The organism is Rhodococcus sp. 27YEA6 (assembly GCF_044908235.1).
Lineage (GTDB): Bacteria > Actinomycetota > Actinomycetes > Mycobacteriales > Mycobacteriaceae > Rhodococcus_F > Rhodococcus_F qingshengii.
Genome location: NZ_JBIYCY010000021.1, coordinates 48,720 through 65,146 on the forward strand (window position 1 = coordinate 48,720; position 16,427 = coordinate 65,146).

The following is a 16,427-nucleotide window of genomic DNA, read 5'->3' on the forward strand; positions in this document are numbered from 1 at the left end:
TCTCGCCGCCCCGCGCCTGCACAAGGCTCTGGAATAGTGGAGGACGTGTTCGTACTACTGCTGACAGGCCCGCCGGGCGCGGGGAAGAGTTCCGTGCTGACCGCGCTTCACGATCGACTCGGCGAGGCCGGGGTGAGCAACGCGATGATCGAGGTGGACGAACTCGAGCGGTGCTATCCGCCGCTGGGGGCCGAACGGGCAATCTCACACGTCGGGATGCTGTCCGCGTCGTACCGGGAAGCGGGGTACGGACTCCTGTTTCTCACGGCGACCGTCGAAGACGACGACTACGGGCGCGCCCTGCTGGCCGCGACCGGCGCCGAGGGGCACCTGCTGGCGCGCCTCGAGGCCGATCCGGATACGTTGCGTACCAGAATCATCGAACGTGAACCGGCCGGCTGGGCCGGGTTGGACGAGTTGGTGGAGGCGTCACAACTGCTGGCCGGTTCGATGCCGACGCTCAGTGGAGTCGACGTGGTTCTGAGCACCGAAGGCCGCGATCCCGAGAGTGTTGCCGACGATCTGGAAGCGGCTCTGCGAGAACACAGTCCGTCGCTTCTAGCCGTCGGTGTTCAGAGCGGTGACCACTGAAGCGAACATCGTCGACTTGATTGCCCCCAGTGTGCCCGCATTCTTCGGGCCGATCGGTGCAACCATTTCGATGGCCTTGGCGGTCAAAGCGTCGACGGATGCGGTGAAGTCCACCAAACCGGCTGCGAATGCGTCACTTCCGCCGTATCGCCGCCCCGTGGTCATGGCGACGATTGCCGACGCCGGGCTGAGCTTGGCCTGGATGAGAGCTGCCATTCCTTCGGTGAAGGGGATGTTGATGTCCACCTCCGGGAAGCAGTAGTAGCCGCGATCATCGCGCATGACGCGGTAATCGTGCGCGATGCCGAGCATGGCGCCGGCTCCGAAGGCGTGGCCGTTGATCGCCGCGACGGTGGGCATCGGGAACGTCAGCATCCGAGCGAACAGCGACTGCACCTGCTGCACATACCACTTCGCCTTGTCGCCGTTCGCGCCCAGCCAGTCGAGGTCGAGTCCGTTGGAGTAGAACTTGCCCGTCGCCGTGGTGACCAGGGCATGTGCGCTTTCGCTCAAAGCCTGGTCGAGTAGCTTGTCGACGGAATCGAGCCACTCCGGCGAGAATCGATTCTCGTCCTCGCCGAGATCGAGAACGGCGAGCTTGTCTTCGAAGCGCAGAGTTGCGGTCATGATTGGCCTTTCCTGTTGCGTGGCTTGGGCAGTGGTGGGTCGAGATGCAGAACCGCTCGAACGGCGGCATCCAACCGCGCGCGTGCTGCGGCGTCGGGGACTCGCCAACCGTCGGCGCGTTTGGCGGGATGAATGAGTAATCCGGTAGGCAGGCCGACAACACAGGCCTCGATTGCCTCGACGGCTCTGCCGTCCTTGCGGCCCCAGAGCGCGGTCGACAACCGGATGAACAACTCGACCAGAGACCGGTCGAGTTGTGTGAGTTGCTCGGCGATGTCGGCAGGGACGTCGGTGCCGAGCAGTTCGTCGCGCTGGATCGTCAACAGCAGCAACGCGGATTGTGGGTAGTCGAGCGCGAAGACAGCCGGAACTTCGGCGGCCGTGACGACGGCGGAAACCGCCGAAGTCGGCGACGGGTCCGCGAGAGCGTCGTCCACTCTCGATTGTTGAAGCGCGAGAAATCGTCGCGCAGCACGCAGCCACGCGCTACCGACCAGTCCACTGCGAGAGCCGAATGCGTGATAGATCGCCCCGTTGGATACACCGGTGGCGTCGGAGACTGCCCGGACCGTGACAGCGCTCGGCCCGGCGGTGGCGGCAAGTTTTTCGGCAGCGTCGAGCAGGGTGTCGAGGTCGTGGACGCGTGGCCGAGGCATGAACGCACAGTAACAGAGCGTCTGCTCTGTTACTAGTGTGCGGTCAGATCACCGAATTTGCGCGAAGATCCTCGATCTCCTCCGGGCGCAGGCCGAAGTCGGTGAGTACGTCGTCGGCGTCACCGCCGAGAGTCATGGGTGGCGCATTCCTGACGGGAAGGGTCTTGCCGTCCACCCAGAACGGTCCGCGGACAACGGGAATCGACGATCCGTCGGCGCTCTGGGTCTGCTCGACCATCTGCAATGCCTCGACTTGCGGGTCGGAGAACACCTGATCGATCGAATGGATGGGGCCGCAGGGGATTCCGGCACCGCGGATCTCGGAGATCCATTGCGCTGCGCCCTTCGTGGTCAGTAGGTCCTCGAGTTCTTTGGTCAGTTGGTCTCGGTGCGCCAAACGTTCTTTACCCGTGGCATATTCGGTACGGAAGGCGAGCTCGGGGTCACCGAGTACCGAGCACAGTGCGATCCAGTGCTTGTCCGAGCCGGTGGCAATGTTGATCGGGAAGTCGGCAGTGTCGAAAGCGCCGTACGGCGTGATCGTCGGGTGCGTATTGCCGTTCGGCGTCGAAACCCGCCCGGTGCTCAGGTAGTCCTGCGCTTGGAAGGTCATGATCGAGATCGCGGATTCCAGCAACGAGGTCTGCACGCGGTGCCCACGACCGTCGCGACCGCGAGAGGCAAGCGCCGCCGTGATGCCCAGCGCCGCGTAGATGCCCGAGACCGTGTCGATGATGGGGATACCGACCCGCATCGGGGTCTGTTCCCCGGCACCGGTGACCGACATCAGCCCGGACATACCCTGGGCCACCTGATCGAGTCCGGGCGCGAACTGGTCAGGGCCCACCGGGCCGAAACCACTGATGCTCATCACGACAAGCCCGGGATTCTCCTGCTCGAGCGAGTCGGGATCGAGCCCCATGTCGGCCAGTACTCCCGGACGGAAGTTCTCGACCAGCACATCTGCGTCGAGGGCCAGGCTGCGAAGCAGTTTCCGCCCGCGGTCACTGCGCATGTCGATGGCGATCGACCGTTTGCCGCGGTTCACGGAAGCGAAGTAGAGGCTTCGATCGCCGTCGAACGGCGGCCACTGACGCGAACTGTCGCCGGAGCCACGGGTTTCGACCTTGACGACGTCGGCGCCGAAGTCCGAGAGCAGCGACGTGCACAGAGGCCCCGCGAGAGCGCGGGTGAGGTCGAGAACTTTGATACCGCTGAGCAATTGGTCCATGGGAGAAACCTCGGTTCTGTGGTGTGCAACGTCGCCCACTCGATCCGTCGCACCATCTGCGTGAATTGCCGCTGCAGTGATCGTCGGAGAGGGGAAGAATGAAGGTCAGGCCTGCTTTCGGCTGGGCTCGGTGACAACACTGGTCGAGAGCGCAAGGTGATGCGACGGCGACATTGCACAACTGCAGGGCCCGGATTTAGGCGCATTGTGTGACAGGCAGGATTGCGGTGGGCCGATACCGTGAACTCTCTACGGACGGCGATGCAAGCGGGAGGCGAGGCGATGCGCGACATTTCCACTCAGCTGGCGCAGTGGCACGCCCGCGGCGAGGATTTTGCACTGGCGACGGTTGTCCGTACCTGGCGATCCTCACCGCGCATGCCCGGTGCTTCGATGGCCGTCTCACGCTCCGGCGAGGTGGTCGGCAGCGTCTCGGGCGGGTGTATCGAGAGTGCACTGTACGAGATCGCCCAGGAGGTTCTCGCCGACGGCACCAGTCGCGTCGAGGTCTTCAGCGTCTCCGACGACGACGCCATCGGAGTAGGGCTGACCTGCGGCGGAACCATCGAAGTGTTCGTCCAGGCGGTCGGAGCAGGTTTCGCCGAGTTCGGTCAGGTCTGTGAACGGATCGAGGCCGATATGCCCGTCGTCGTGGTCACCGAAGTGCGTCCGGGAGCACCGGCACGGCACCTCGTCGTCGAGCACGGCCGACGCAGCGGAGATCTGGATGCCACGGAGGACGAGGTGTCCATCCTGCTGCGCACGATGGACACCGGTGAGTCCGTCGCTTTTGTCGCGCCGGCGGGAACTCTCATCGATTCGCAGCACGACCTGCTGGTCGAGATCTTCGCGCCACTACCGCGGATGTACGTGTTCGGGGCCATCGACTTCGCGGCCTCGATGTGTACGTTGGGCGCCTTTGCGGGTTATCGCGTGACCGTCGTGGACGCACGGCCGGTCTTCGCGACACGGGCGCGCTTCCCCGACGCCCACGATCTGGTCGTCATGTGGCCACACAAGTTCCTCGAAACCGCACCGATCGACAACAAAACCGTCCTGGCCGTGCTCACGCACGACGAGAAGTTCGACATCCCCCTGCTCGAGATCGCGCTGCGTTCGCCGGCTGCGTACGTCGGCGCGATGGGAAGTCGTGCGACGCATGAGCGTCGGGTGGCGCTGTTGAAGGAGCGAGGCGTCACCGACGCCGAGTTGGGGCGTCTGCACTCACCGATCGGGTTGGATCTCGGCGCGAGGACACCGGAGGAGACTGCAGTGTCGATCCTCGCCGAGATGACCAAGACCCTTCGCAATGCCTCCGGTTTGGAACTGCGGGATCTGCAGGGGCCGATCCACCCGCCACCTCAGGAGAATCCGACCGCCCTGCATCGAACGGCCTGAGTCGACTGAGCTGAATTCGGACATCTTGTGTTCGGTGGGGATAGGATCGTTTCTTTCGTGAACCATCTTCCGTGATCCGAATGAAATCGAGGTGCCTGCCAAGTGGCAAACCCGGCCGTACCGGCATCCGAGGTGAATGCTGTTCTCTCCGAACTTCTTCGAACCCCGCTCCTTCCTGGTGTTCGAAAGGTCGCCGGCGGCTGCGAAGACCCGACGGTAGCCCGGGTGGGATTCATGGCGGTTCCGGACATCGGACCGTGGCTGCGACACGGACAGTTGCTGATCACCACGCCGGAAACCCTCGCCAGGGTCACCGAAACCTTCAAAGCATTTGTCGGACGGTTGTCGACGCGAGGTGTTGCGGCACTTGCCGTCCAATTCGGCGCAGACGGGGACACTCTCGCGCCGGAGCTGGTCGACGCGGCCGAAAGCGCCGGCTTCCCGCTCCTGGTTTTTCACGGTGCGTGTGATCACCCTGCGGCGAGAGACCGTGAGCAGACGGAGTCGGCCCAGATCGACGCCATGTTCGGGGCCGAGCGCTTGCGACGGCTGCTGGTCGACGTCGTGATGGGCGGCGGCGGCCTCCCGCAATTGACCGAAGTCATCGCTCGGGAGATGAAGGGCGCCGCCCTGATCACCACCTCGGACGGACGCGAGATCTGCCGCGCCGGGGACGCCGCGGAGCGCAAGCATCTGTCTGCCTGTCCCGCCGTCGATTCCACCGGTCGTCTGCGGACCGACACCGTCGAGGGCGGATTGGGTCTGCACGAGTTCGACGGTCAATTCATCGCGGTGTCCGCGATTTCCGCCAATCACATCGACCACGGGCGTCTCGCGTTGTTCACCGGTGAGCGCGTCATGACGAGTTACGACCAGTACCTGGTCGAGCGGGCCGCGTCGGTGTGCGCGTTGGTCATCACCCGTGAGCAGGCCGTTGCGTCGGTGGAAGAACGCCATCGCGCCAACTTCGTTCACGACCTGCTCCTCGGCCGTGCCGGGGACCACGATCACGTTGTCTCCCACGCCAAGACGTTCGGTTGGGACTTCGATCGCCCGCTGGTGATCGTCTCGATCGAGCCGGACCCGGTCGACGAACCGGCCTCGGCGGCGCCCGCTCGGCTGCCTGTTGTCGATCGCCAGGCGATGGCGTTCTCCGGGGCGATCGCCCACCGCGATCCCGGTGCGGCGGTGACCGCGCTGACGGGCGAGACGGTGATCGTCATGGGCGTCGGCACCGACACGATGGCATTGGTGCGGGACCTCGTCACGGTCGTTCGCGGTGAAGGTGGCGGCGGGAGAAGGCCGTTCAGTGTCGGGGTGTCCCGGCCGACAGCGGCGATCGACGCAGTCCCCGCGCTCTACAGTCAGGCGCGCACCGCACTGACCGTCGGGCGACGGATCTCCGGTCCGTGGACGGTGACTCAGTTCGACGATCTCGGCGTGTACAGACTGCTCAGTCTGGTCGAGGACGAAAACGAGCTCGAGACGTTCGCCCGCGAGACACTGCGGGAACTGACGGAGGAAACTGCCGAAGCGCAGGACATGCGCAAGACATTGGAAGTCTTGCTCGCGACCAACATCAACATCGCCGAGACAGCGCGCAAGCTCCACTTCCATTACAACACACTGCGTTACAGGGTCGTTAAGCTGGAGAAAATGCTGGGACCCTTCACGGCGCAACCCGAGCTACGGCTGGATCTGTCTCTAGCACTGAAGATAACCGCGATGCGCGGCATCAATCACTAATATTGCCAATCCGAGTCCGTGGGTTCTGGCAGATTGTCATCACGTCGATACCCCTGCGCTGTAATAGCGTTTCACTCCAGTCACGGTGTTTTGTGAGCTGGAGCACACTCAGCGTTCGGACACCTTCCTCTGCACGAAAGGTCCCATCATGCCGATTTGGACGTTGCACGGAGATGGAAAGAACATCAAACCGGGTGAAGTGGTCGCTCCCGGCGAGCGGCTCAGCTGGGGAAGAACCATCGGGCTGGGCAGCCAGCACGTGGTGTCGATGTTCGGCGCGACGTTCGTCTTCCCGATCATCATGGGGCTCAATCCTCAACTTGCCGTGATGATGTCGGGTTTCTGTACGCTCTTCTTCCTGCTGGTGGTCAAGGGACGCATCCCCAGCTACCTCGGTACGTCGGCGGCCTTTGTCGGTGGTATCGCCGCCATTCGTGCCCAAGGCGGAACATCCGCAGAGGTGACCGGCGCGATCCTGGTGTCCGGACTGGTCCTGGCAGCCATCGGTATCGCGATCCACTTCCTCGGTGGCCGGGTCGTATTCAAGGTTCTTCCCCCGGTGGTGACCGGCGCAGTGGTGATGCTGATCGGATTCAACCTGGCACCCGTCGTCGCGGGGCTGTACTGGCCACAGGACCAGTGGGTGGCTCTGATCGTCATGGTGGCCCTGATCGTCATGAGTATCGCGCTACGCGGCTTCATGGCGCGCATCGCCATCTTCCTGGCGCTGATCTTCGGCTACGTCCTCTCCTGGATCCTCGACCGGGTCTCGGGGACGATCACCTCCTACGACGCAGGCACCGGTCAGATCACCGAGCACTTCCGCGTCAACTGGGATTCGGTGCAGTCGGCGTCGTGGTTCGGGCTTCCGCCGTTCTCGGACGAGGCCAACGGAATCGTCGGCATCCACGCTCCGTCGTTCAGCCTCACGTTCATCATCCTGGTCCTTCCGGGTGTCATCGCGTTGATCGCGGAGAACGCGGGCCACGTCAAGGCCGTGGCCGAGATGACCGGGGACGACCTCGACCCGTACATGGGACGTGCGCTCGCCGGTGACGGTTTCGCCACCGCTATCGCCAGCAGCGTCGGCGGTTCGCCCACCACTACGTACGCCGAGAACATCGGTGTCATGGCAGCGACCCGTGTGTACTCCACCGCCGCCTACGCGGTTGCCGGCATCGTCGCCATGATGCTCGGCTTCTCCCCCAAGTTCGGTGCCGTCATCTCGGCGACGCCCGGCGGTGTTCTCGGCGGAATCACCGTGGTGCTCTACGGCATGATCGGCCTTCTCGGCGCCAAGATCTGGAAGGAGAACGGCGTCGACTTCGGCAATCCGCTCAACCTGATGCCGATCGCGGCCGGTCTGATCATCGGTATCGGCGACACGGCCCTGAAGTTCAGTGACACGTTCTCGCTCAGCGGCATCGCGCTCGGCACCATCGTCGTGATCGGGATGTACCACCTGTGCCAGTTCATCGGTTCGAAGAACCCGGAACTGAATGCGAAGAATCCGGAACCGAACAAGCCGGATTCGAAGACTCCCGGCGGCGATCGGGAGGAACCCGCCAAGCAACTCACGTGACGCTTGGCTGAGTGTGCTCGATCGACGAAGGCCGGACATCCTCCGCGGAGGATGTCCGGCCTTTCCGGTGTTCTGGGTACTGATCGATCAGACGGAGGTACTGGCTTCGACCAGGCCGATACGGTCGATGCGTTCGGTGCGGGTGTTGAGCCGTTCAGTCGCATCGGTAGCACTGAGCACGCTCAGCTCGTAGTGCAGTACCGCTCCGACGCGAGTGCAGAAGGCGGCGGATTCGTCCGCGGCATCGGGAAATTCGGGGATGACCCGATCGACGATGCCGCCCGCGAGCAGATCGAAGGACCTGATCCCTTGACTGGCTGCCATGTCCGGCGCGTGCGTGACGTCGTGGAACATGATCGCGCTCGCACCTTCGGGAGGTAAGGGCGAGAGCCAACCGTGGCGGGCCGCCAGCACTCGATCGGCCGGAATCAGTGCCAGGGCGCCGCCGCCCGTGCCCTGCCCGAGCAGGAGGGAAATGGTGGGGACCTCGAGTGAAATCATGTCGGCTATGCACCGAGCGATCTCGCCCGCCAGTCCGCCTTCTTCGGCCTCCTTCGACAGTGCCGCGCCCGCTGTGTCGATGATCGTCACCAGCGGCAGGTCGAGTTCTGCGGCCAGCCGCATACCTCGCCGAGCCTCCCGCAGAGCGCCGGGGCCGAGTGGGGAGTGAGCAGTCTGTCCGCGCCGGTCCTGTCCGAGAAGGACGCAGGGCATGTCGCCGAAGCGAACGAGCGCGAGCATGATGCCGGGATCGTTCTCGCCTTGGCCGGTTCCGTTGAGCGGGAGCATGTCCGAGGCGGAATTGAGCAACACTTCCCGTATCCCCGGTCGGTCTTCGCGCCGGGATGCGACGACGGATTCCCACGCCGACGTATCGGGTGGGCAATCGTACGAGCACGGGTCACTGGGCAATAAGTACCCACGATGCGCCCCGGTGATGATGCGCAATGCGCGTTCGACGATTTCGGCGAGCTGGTCTGGCGGCCTCACTGCATCGATGAGTCCGTGCTCGTGAAGGTTCTCCGCTGTCTGGACACCGGCGGGGAAAGGTGAGTTGTACAAGGCCTCGAACACTCGAGGGCCGAGGAATCCGACGAGGGCCCCCGGTTCCGCGATCGTCACGTGACCGAGTGATCCCCAGGACGCGAATACGCCTCCGGTGGTGGGGTTTCGGAGATAGACGATGTAGGGCAGGTGCGCTTCTTTGTGCTTGATGAGCGCCGCGGTGATCTTGACCATCTGCAAAAACGCCGTCGTCCCCTCCTGCATACGCGTTCCCCCGGACGTGGGAAGCGCAAGAAGGGGCAGCTGCTCTTGCGTGGCTCGACGGATGGCGACGACGAGGCGTTCGCCCGCCGCCACGCCGATCGATCCGCCGAGAAAGCCGAACTCGCATACGATGATTGCCACACGGCGGCCTCGGACGGAGGCGCTTCCGGTCAGGACGGACTCGTCGAGTCCGGTCTTCTCCTGGGCCCGCAGAAGTGCTTCGGCGTAATCGGAGTCGGTCGCGACGGGAATCGGAGGGGTATCCCACGATTCCCAGGTGCCGGCATCGATCACCAGGTCGAGCAAGTCGCGAGCCGTCAGGCGGTTCATCGGGTGAATCCTTGTAGCCATGACATGATTTCGTCAGTGTCTTCACCGAGAACCGGAGGTGCAGTGTGGCGGGTCTCCGTCACTTCGGTTCCGTCCGGATCGAAAAATCGTAGCGGTGGACCGGGCAGTGTGATGTTTCCGAGCGTGCTGTGGTCGACGTCGACGAGCAATCCCTGTGATCGGGTCTGCTCCCATTCGTACACTTCGGAGATCGTCCGAACCCGTCCTGCCGGTACTCCGATGCGGTCGAGTTCGGTCAGAAGCTCGTCACGCGAGTACGGCTTGAAGGTACGTTCGATCAATTCGACGACCTGGAAATGATTTTCGACGCGTTCGGCGTTTGTTGCCATACCCGGGGCGTCAGGGTCGAGGTCGAATCCTTCGCAGAATCTTCTCCACAGGCTTTCGCTGCCGACCGAGATCTGCACTGCGCCATCGCCGGTACGAAAGAGCCCGTACGGTGCGATGGAGGGATGGTGGTTGCCCTGCGCTGTGCCTACCTCACCGGCGACGGTCCACTTCGTTCCTTGAAACGCGTGAACACCGACCACGCTGGCCAAGAGCGACGTTCGGACAACGCGGCCTTTCCCCGTCTGTTCGCGTTCCTTCAAAGCCGCGACGACACCGAACGCCCCGTACATTCCGGCGAGAAGATCGGCGATCGGAACTCCGACTCGTTGAACGTCGTCCGGACTCGAGCCGGTCAGCGACATGAGTCCGGCTTCCCCCTGGGCGATCTGGTCGTAGCCGGCGCGACCGCCTTCCGGGCCGTCGTGGCCGAAACCGCTGATGGACAGAACGATCAGTCGAGGATTGAGTTCGGCCAACCGCTCGGTCGAGAATCCGAGTCGATCGAGAACTCCGGTGCGGAAGTTCTCCATGAGAACATCGGCGCGGCAGACGAGATCTTCGAGGGTCGCGCGCCCACTGTCGGATTTCAGATCGAGCGTGATCGACTTCTTGTTCCGGTTCGTGGACAGAAAATACGTCGATTCCCGTTGTGTGTTCGGTGGTTCCAACGTGGGCTCCACAAAAGGCGGCCCCCACCCACGGGTGTCGTCGCCGCCGTGAGGTGATTCGACCTTGATCACGTCGGCACCCAGATCGCCGAGCATCATTGCCGCGTGAGGACCCGCGAGTGCGCGCGTGAGGTCGACGACTATCACGTCGTGTAACGGACCACTACGAGCACTTGTGTTGTGAGGCTTCGAAGTCGAGTTCATGTCGCACCGCCGTGTTCTGGTGTAATTGGCTGAGCCAGTTGGTGGTTGAGGCCTCCGTAGTTCGGTCGACTCCGGTCCGCTGGACCGAGAAACCGGCCAGGGCCACTGAAGGAGGTATGTGCGGCCCGTCTTTCGAACCGTAAGCGGGCACCGGTGAACGGCACATGGGTAACCTTGCCGACGACGGGTGTCAGTGGTGGGTAAGAAGTGACGAACGCTCACCGGGCGGCGCGATTGCGGTTGTATCGAACCGTTATCGGGACGTTCTGTCAGCTCATATCGTGCGAAGTCATGACATTTCGTGCATCTTCATGACCTGCAGGGCGAGTGAGACGTTCAATCGAAGGACGGGGTCGTCGGTGAACGATCCGACGACGCTCTCCAGCTTTCCGATTCTGTAACGCAAAGTGTTGTAGTGCATGTGCAGCGCCCGGGAGGCCTCGGCGACATTGCAATTGCAGTCGAGCAGGGTCTGGAGTGTCAGACGCAGGTCAGCGGCTTCGGCGTTGTCCGCCGACAAGGACTTCAGAACGTCATCGGTGAACGAACGCAGTTCGCTCTTGTCCGTCTGGAGCGAGAGGAGTCGGTGTACACCGAGTTCGTCGAAGTGTGCGATCTGCCCCGGCCCGTTGATACGTCGGCCGACGACCACGGCTGTACAGGCTTGGTCGTAGGCCGCGGGTAGATCGGCCAGGGAGTAGATCACCCGGCTCACTCCCGTGCTGAAGGATCGGCGGCCGCTGGTGCGATCGCCGGCAACCTTGCGCACCAACCCTTCGATGTCCCGAACCGCACGGTCGGTGCTGGTCGGGAAAAGCGTGACCACCTCGTGTCGAAACCCGACGGACGGCGCCGTCCGCTCGTGTGTTCGTACCACTTGTTGCCAGCCGTCGCTGAGTCGATCTTGGTCCGTGCGAGTGGAATTCGCGTGCTGGGATTCCGGGTGATCGACGTCGAGTTCTGCAACCACAACGGCAAGTGGACGAGTGACATCCCACCCCAACTGGGTGAAGTGCGCGCTCACTTCCGCAGGCGAGCCGGCTTCGCCTATCAGTGCGTCGCGGAGGAAGTCGCCGCGGAACTTGGATTCCACTGCCGCAACTGCCAGCTGTTTGGTGACGGCCAGCGCGGCAACGGTGGCCGCTCGCTCCAGCGCTTGAACGACAACTGCGCCGAGTTCGTGGGTGCCGGCGTACGCCACCATCCGGCCGTGGTCGGTGCCGCCGGCCACCACTCGGGTGAGCGCCAACTGGCCGGGAAATCCCTTGGGCGCGTTCTGTAAACCGACGGCGACCCGCTCGGTCAGGAACCGACCGGTGCTTTCGAACAACGGAAGCGCGTTCAGCGCGGCTGAATCCCCGGCCTCGGTCAATACCCTTCCGTCCGGCGAGCAGATCAGAACGCTGACGTCGAAAAGCGCGGCGAATTCTGCGGCAATCTGAGGTAGATCGCCACCTTCCAAGACGATCGATGTCAACGAGCGGTGAAGTCGATCGGCAATATCGAGTGCCGCGGACTGCTTCGCCACCAACTTGGTGAAGACCTCCGAGATCACCTCGTCGAATCCCGCGGTGACGGGAAGAACCAACAGCGGAAGCCCTCGCTGCTCTGCCATGTGCAGCATCGCCTCGGGCAGCTCGTCGAGATAACGGCCCGTTTTCACGGCAAGTGCCGCGACTCCTCGACGTGCAAGACCGTCGACGAGGTCACTGAGATCTGTGTCGTCGAGAAGCTCGCCGGTTCGCCCGTAGCGCAGCGGGAACCCGGTTGTCACCAACAACTCGTTCGGCTTCACCCAAGCGAGGATGTCCGGTACTTCCATCACGTTCACCGATTGAACGAGGTGGCGCAAGCCCCCGTGCCCGGCAAGGACTTCGGCTCCACGCAGACTGGGCAGCTCGAGGACATCCCGAACTGTGAGTCTGTAGTCGCCACCTTCTGGCAAATGTTGAAGCTCTTCGCTCGAATATTTGGCAGATCTATCCATGTCGCGAGACTACGCTCGATCACGCGACGAACATTGTCAACAGTTGACGAAAATAGCCTCTCGGAATGAGCGGTTCTCCGTATGTCTGCCAACTACCGCGGCCCGAATTGGCGATCGCCCGCGTCTCCGAGTCCAGGTATCAGGAAAGCATTTTCGTTCAGGCCGTCGTCGATGCTCGCTGTGAGGAGCCGGACCGGATGTCCGGAGTTCTTCAGTGCTTCGATCCCTTCCGGAGCCACGACTACACATATTGCAGTCACATCGGTGGCTCCGCGTGCAATGAGCAGATCGATTGTGCGGACGATGGATCCACCGGTCGCCAACATCGGATCGAGGACGTAGACGGGGGTGCTCGACAGATCAGCAGGCAGGGACTCGAGATACGGAACCGGCTGGTGTGTCTTCTCGTCTCGTGCCATTCCCACGAAACCGACGCCTGCCTGCGGAATAAGGGCACTCGCCTGTTCGACCATGCCGAGGCCCGCTCGCAAGACCGGGACCAGGAGCGGTGGATTCGCCAGCCGCACCCCCAGCGTCGGAGCAACTGGCGTCTCGATGTCGAACTGTTCCAGTTCTGCGCCGCGCATGGCCTCGTAGACCAACATATGGGTCAGTCTGCGCAAGGCGGACCGGAACGTTGCGTTGTCGCTGCGAGCGTCGCGCATGGTCGTGAGCAGAGATGCCGCCAGCGGATGGTCGACAACAGTGGTGTCCATGGTCGAATCGTAAGTGAGAACCGATGGGGCGGCGCACAACCGGTGAATCGGAGTCGAAATAACCAATCACGGTTTTCGTTTGGGCAAGTATTGACGATGCCGAAGGGTTCGAGTCGTCATAGCGTGGTCGACACGGCAGTTCCGAACCGCTCGGCTGGACTGGGCGCCCGGAGCTGTCAAGGCCCAATTTTGCCTCCACGATTCCCTATACAAGGAGATGCCAATGCCCGAAGCAATCGAGGTCCGTAAGGTTCCGCTACACAGCGTCTCCGACGCCAGTGAGCTCGCCAAGCTGATCGACGACGGTGTCCTCGAGGCCGACCGCGTCATTGCAGTCATCGGCAAAACCGAGGGTAACGGCGGCGTCAACGACTACACGCGCATCATCGCGGACCGAGCGTTCCGAGAGGTTCTCTCCGCCAAGGGTAATCGCAGCCCCGAAGAAGTGGCGGAGGTGCCGATCGTCTGGTCCGGCGGCACGGACGGCGTGATCAGCCCGCACGCGACGATCTTCGCGACCGTGCCGGCAGACAAGGTCACCAAGACCGACGAGCCGCGACTGACCGTGGGTGTCGCCATGAGTGAGCAACTGCTGCCCGAGGACATCGGCCGTACGGCCATGATCACCAAAGTTGCTGCGGCAGTGAAAGACGCGATGGCCAATGCCGGCATCACCGATCCCGCCGACGTGCACTACGTACAGACCAAGACTCCGTTGCTGACAATTCACACCATCCGTGACGCCAAGAGCCGCGGCAAGACTGTGTGGACCGAACAGACTCATGAGTCGATGGACCTGTCCAACGGCGGAACGGCTCTGGGGATCGCGGTTGCGCTCGGCGAAATCGACATGCCGACCGACGAGGATGTCATGCACAGCCGCGAACTCTTCTCCTCTGTCGCATCCTGCTCGTCCGGCGTCGAGTTGGACCGCGCGCAGATCGTCGTCGTCGGTAACGCACGTGGCGTCGGCGGACGCTACCGGATCGGCCACAGCGTGATGAAGGATCCGCTCGACCAGGACGGCATCTGGGCGGCGATCCGTGACGCCGGACTCGAACTTCCGGAGCGGCCGCACTCGAGCGACCTGGACGGTCAACTCGTCAACGTGTTCTTGAAGTGCGAGGCCAGTCAGGACGGAACGGTCCGTGGCCGTCGTAATGCGATGCTCGACGACTCCGACGTGCACTGGCACCGCCAGATCAAGTCGTGTGTCGGCGGAGTCACGGCAGCTGTCACCGGCGATCCGGCAGTGTTCGTCTCGGTATCGGCAGCGCACCAGGGTCCCGAGGGCGGCGGCCCAGTCGCTGCCATCGTCGATCTCGGTCAGTAGTAGGCAAGAACCTCGCTGGAAACCTCGACAGTCGCGCCGCCACCGGCAATTCGTCCTCGAATCAGTTGCCGGTGGCGGCGAGTCCGCCGCGGCGTACCCCACTTCACTGCTTGAAAGGATTCACGATGGTTCATGCTGCTGACCCTGTCGACGAGAGCGTTTCCGGTGCGCCCGAGAATCGCGAACTCGTCATGGCCGATGCGGTCACGCTCAGTGGTCTGATACGCAGGCGTGAAGTGTCGTGTGTCGAGGTGATGGACAGCTTCCTCGATCAGATCGAATTACATAACCCGGCGGTGAACGCGATCGTCGCATTGCGGGATCGGGAAGCGTTGACGGCGGAGGCGCGCGAGCGTGATTCGCAGTTGGCGAGTGGGGAGTATCTCGGTTGGATGCACGGGTTTCCGCATGCGGTGAAGGATCTTTCGGCGGCCAAGGGTCTGCCGTTCACGTCCGGGTCGCCGATGTTCGCGGACCGAATCGCCGAAGATGACGAACTGTTCGTCAAGCGGATCAGGTCTGCCGGTGCCATCGTGATCGGCAAGACGAACACACCGGAGTTCGGGCTCGGATCCCAGACGTACAACCCGGTGTGGGGTACGACGGTGTCGCCGTACGACAATTCGCGCACTGCCGGCGGTAGCAGCGGAGGCGCCGCTGCGTCGTTGGCGCTCCGCATGCTGCCGGTGGCTGACGGAAGCGATTACATGGGTTCGCTCCGAAACCCGTCGGCATTCAACAACGTTGTTGGGTTTCGACCATCCTGGGGTCGGATACCGGAGACGGGATTCATCGCTCAGGGCGCTGTTGTGGGCCCGATGGGCCGAACCGTCACCGACGTGGCTCACCTGCTTTCCACGATGGCGGGGCCGGATGCTTATGCACCGTTGGGGATTCGTGAGGATCCCGCGGTATTCACCGAAAGCCTCGCACGTGATCTGAAGGGCTCTCGGATCGCATGGGTCGGTGACTGGAACGGTTACCTGGCAACCGAACCTGGAGTTCTCGAGTTGTGCGAATCCTCGTTCGAGGTCTTCGAACAGTTGGGGTGCCGCGTCGAGGCGGCGCTTCCCGACTTCAAACCCGAGGACATCTGGCAACTGTTCTTGCGGTGGCGTTGGTGGGCACAGCTCGGCTTGATCGATCAGTACAACGATCCGAGCTTGCGCGAGTTGATGAAGCCCGAACTGTTGTGGGAACTCGAGCACGCGGTCACACTGTCGGCTCTCGACGTGACCAAGGCCGCGGAGGCCCGCAACGGCTGGCTGTCGGCCATTACCAAGATGTTCGAAACCTACGATTACATTCTTGCGCCCAGTGCCCAGGTGTTTCCTTTCGACAAGAACACTCACTGGCCCGAGACCGTCGACGGCCGGTCGATGGACACGTATCACCGGTGGATGGAGACGGTTGTTCCCTGGACGATGGCCGGGGTTCCGGTTGCGGGGATGCCGGTCGGCTTCGACGATCGTTCGCTTCCCATGGGTATCCAGATCATCGGTCGGCACGGCGCCGACTTGGACGTACTCCAACTCGCCTACGCATTCGAGCAGGCAACCCAGTGGGTCGAGCGGGTTCTTCCGCCCGCACTCCGCGTGAACTGACCGATCTATTTCGAACGTATCCAGTTGGGAGAGAACGACGATGGCTTCGGCATTGTGGCACGGGTTCGCGGACATGGGCGCTGTGGAGAAGAACGGCGCGTTTGTCGTCTCACGCGGTGAGGGCGCGTACATCT

14 protein-coding genes are annotated in these 16,427 nt (G+C 63.0%); 6 read left to right on the forward strand and 8 right to left on the reverse strand.

Annotated features, from left to right (window positions below; genetic code table 11):
• Positions 1–45 precede the first annotated feature (45 nt).
• Positions 46–591 (forward strand): hypothetical protein, encoded by a 546-nt coding sequence (locus tag ABH939_RS30185; protein ID WP_230691665.1) that lies wholly within the window; start codon positions 46–48, stop codon positions 589–591.
• On the opposite strand, the gene ABH939_RS30190 is transcribed toward ABH939_RS30185, so the two are convergent.
• Genes ABH939_RS30190 through ABH939_RS30200 form a run of 3 tightly spaced genes read right to left on the reverse strand, consistent with a single transcriptional unit; the run spans position 559 to position 3,105 of the window.
• On the reverse strand, positions 559–1,218 hold the full coding sequence (locus tag ABH939_RS30190) for an enoyl-CoA hydratase-related protein (RefSeq protein ID WP_404650612.1): 660 nt from the start codon (positions 1,216–1,218) through the stop codon (positions 559–561). The two genes, ABH939_RS30185 and ABH939_RS30190, sit on opposite strands and share 33 nt — an antisense overlap.
• Positions 1,215–1,874, reverse strand: a complete 660-nt coding sequence (locus tag ABH939_RS30195) for a TetR/AcrR family transcriptional regulator (RefSeq protein ID WP_277377739.1) — start codon at positions 1,872–1,874, stop codon at positions 1,215–1,217. The genes ABH939_RS30190 and ABH939_RS30195 overlap by 4 nt, the downstream gene beginning before the upstream one ends.
• A 43-nt stretch (positions 1,875–1,917) precedes the next feature.
• Positions 1,918–3,105, reverse strand: a complete 1,188-nt coding sequence (locus tag ABH939_RS30200) for a CaiB/BaiF CoA transferase family protein (RefSeq protein ID WP_404650613.1) — start codon at positions 3,103–3,105, stop codon at positions 1,918–1,920.
• Between the two features lie 282 nt (positions 3,106–3,387).
• On the opposite strand from ABH939_RS30200, the gene ABH939_RS30205 reads away from it, so the two are divergent.
• The 3 genes from ABH939_RS30205 to ABH939_RS30215 all read left to right on the forward strand — a co-directional run bounded on the left by ABH939_RS30205 (position 3,388) and on the right by ABH939_RS30215 (position 7,831).
• Positions 3,388–4,503: an XdhC family protein gene (locus tag ABH939_RS30205; RefSeq protein ID WP_404650614.1), complete on the forward strand. Its 1,116-nt coding sequence runs from the start codon at positions 3,388–3,390 to the stop codon at positions 4,501–4,503.
• Positions 4,504–4,605: 102 nt separating this feature from the next.
• Positions 4,606–6,249, forward strand: coding sequence for a PucR family transcriptional regulator (locus tag ABH939_RS30210; RefSeq protein WP_092765792.1), 1,644 nt, complete (start codon positions 4,606–4,608; stop codon positions 6,247–6,249).
• 148 nt (positions 6,250–6,397) lie between these two features.
• The gene (locus ABH939_RS30215; protein ID WP_003946008.1) at positions 6,398–7,831 is read left to right on the forward strand and encodes a uracil-xanthine permease family protein; all 1,434 of its coding nucleotides are present in this window, start codon (positions 6,398–6,400) and stop codon (positions 7,829–7,831) included.
• Positions 7,832–7,918: 87 nt separating this feature from the next.
• On the opposite strand, the gene ABH939_RS30220 is transcribed toward ABH939_RS30215, so the two are convergent.
• From ABH939_RS30220 to upp, 4 genes are all read right to left on the reverse strand, one after another.
• Positions 7,919–9,430, reverse strand: coding sequence for a carboxyl transferase domain-containing protein (locus ABH939_RS30220; protein ID WP_007735211.1), 1,512 nt, complete (start codon positions 9,428–9,430; stop codon positions 7,919–7,921).
• The gene (locus tag ABH939_RS30225; protein ID WP_007735210.1) at positions 9,427–10,653 is read right to left on the reverse strand and encodes a CaiB/BaiF CoA-transferase family protein; all 1,227 of its coding nucleotides are present in this window, start codon (positions 10,651–10,653) and stop codon (positions 9,427–9,429) included. Before ABH939_RS30225 ends, ABH939_RS30220 begins: the two co-directional genes overlap by 4 nt.
• A 289-nt stretch (positions 10,654–10,942) precedes the next feature.
• On the reverse strand, positions 10,943–12,640 hold the full coding sequence (locus ABH939_RS30230) for a PucR family transcriptional regulator (RefSeq protein ID WP_003946020.1): 1,698 nt from the start codon (positions 12,638–12,640) through the stop codon (positions 10,943–10,945).
• A gap of 92 nt (positions 12,641–12,732) precedes the next feature.
• Positions 12,733–13,356, reverse strand: coding sequence for a uracil phosphoribosyltransferase (gene upp / locus ABH939_RS30235; protein ID WP_007735207.1), 624 nt, complete (start codon positions 13,354–13,356; stop codon positions 12,733–12,735).
• A 223-nt stretch (positions 13,357–13,579) separates the two neighbouring features.
• Here upp and ABH939_RS30240 point away from each other — a divergent pair, with 223 nt between their 5' ends.
• A complete protein-coding gene (locus ABH939_RS30240) occupies positions 13,580–14,689 on the forward strand; it encodes a ring-opening amidohydrolase (protein WP_007735206.1) in 1,110 nt (369 codons plus the stop codon).
• On the opposite strand, the gene ABH939_RS30245 is transcribed toward ABH939_RS30240, so the two are convergent.
• The gene (locus ABH939_RS30245; RefSeq protein ID WP_155277953.1) at positions 14,683–14,823 is read right to left on the reverse strand and encodes a hypothetical protein; all 141 of its coding nucleotides are present in this window, start codon (positions 14,821–14,823) and stop codon (positions 14,683–14,685) included. The genes ABH939_RS30240 and ABH939_RS30245 overlap by 7 nt on opposite strands.
• Between ABH939_RS30245 and ABH939_RS30250 the strand changes: the two genes are divergently transcribed.
• The gene (locus tag ABH939_RS30250) at positions 14,815–16,293 is read left to right on the forward strand and encodes an amidase (protein WP_007735205.1); all 1,479 of its coding nucleotides are present in this window, start codon (positions 14,815–14,817) and stop codon (positions 16,291–16,293) included. The two genes, ABH939_RS30245 and ABH939_RS30250, sit on opposite strands and share 9 nt — an antisense overlap.
• The last annotated feature ends 134 nt before the right edge of the window (positions 16,294–16,427 follow it).